This is a genomic window from Enterovibrio qingdaonensis (assembly GCF_028683135.1).
GTDB classification, from domain to species: Bacteria; Pseudomonadota; Gammaproteobacteria; order Enterobacterales; family Vibrionaceae; genus Enterovibrio; species Enterovibrio qingdaonensis.
The window spans coordinates 1-1,015 of sequence record NZ_JAJUBB010000062.1 but is presented as its reverse complement, the minus strand read 5'-3'; the positions used below and the strand labels follow the sequence as shown (position 1 = coordinate 1,015).

The window sequence follows — 1,015 nt, the reverse complement described above, 5'->3', positions numbered from 1 at the left end:
CAGCACGTGACTTCGCATCTATCGATAACGCTCCAGAAGAGCGCGAGCGTGGTATCACCATCTCTACTTCTCACGTAGAGTACGATACTCCTACTCGCCACTACGCGCACGTAGACTGCCCAGGACACGCTGACTATGTTAAAAACATGATCACCGGTGCTGCGCAAATGGACGGCGGTATCCTGGTTGTTGCAGCGACTGATGGCCCTATGCCACAGACTCGTGAGCACATCCTACTGGGTCGTCAGGTTGGTATCCCTTACATCATCGTATTCATGAACAAATGTGACATGGTTGATGATGAAGAGCTGCTGGAACTGGTTGAGATGGAAGTTCGTGAACTTCTTTCTGAGTACGATTTCCCAGGCGACGATTGCCCAGTAATTCAAGGTTCTGCACTGGGTGCACTGAACGGCGAAGAGCAGTGGGAAGCGAAAGTAATCGAACTGGCTGAAGCACTGGATTCTTACATCCCAGAGCCAGAGCGTGCGATCGACCGTCCGTTCATCCTGCCAATCGAAGACGTATTCTCAATCCAAGGCCGTGGTACTGTTGTAACTGGTCGTGTTGAGCAAGGTATCGTTCGCGTAGGTGACGAAGTTGCTATCGTTGGTATCGTAGACACCATCACCACTACTTGTACTGGTGTTGAGATGTTCCGTAAGCTTCTAGACGAAGGCCGTGCAGGTGAGAACGTTGGTGTTCTTCTGCGTGGTACTAAGCGTGATGAAGTTCAACGTGGTCAAGTACTGGCTAAGCCAGGTTCAATCACTCCACACACTACTTTCACTTCAGAAATCTACGTTCTGTCGAAAGATGAAGGCGGCCGTCATACTCCGTTCTTCAAAGGCTACCGTCCACAGTTCTACTTCCGTACAACTGACGTGACCGGTACTATCGAACTGCCAGAAGGCGTTGAGATGGTAATGCCTGGTGATAACGTTTCTATGACTGTAACTCTGATCGCGCCAATCGCGATGGACGAAGGTCTACGTTTCGCTATCCGTGAAGGTGG

General features: G+C 50.4%; 1 protein-coding gene. It reads left to right on the top strand.

From position 1 onward, the window contains the following. Positions 1 to 1,015, top strand: a 1,015-nt coding sequence (tuf, locus tag LRP49_RS25120) for an elongation factor Tu (RefSeq protein WP_274146405.1), incomplete at both ends; no start/stop codon positions are given.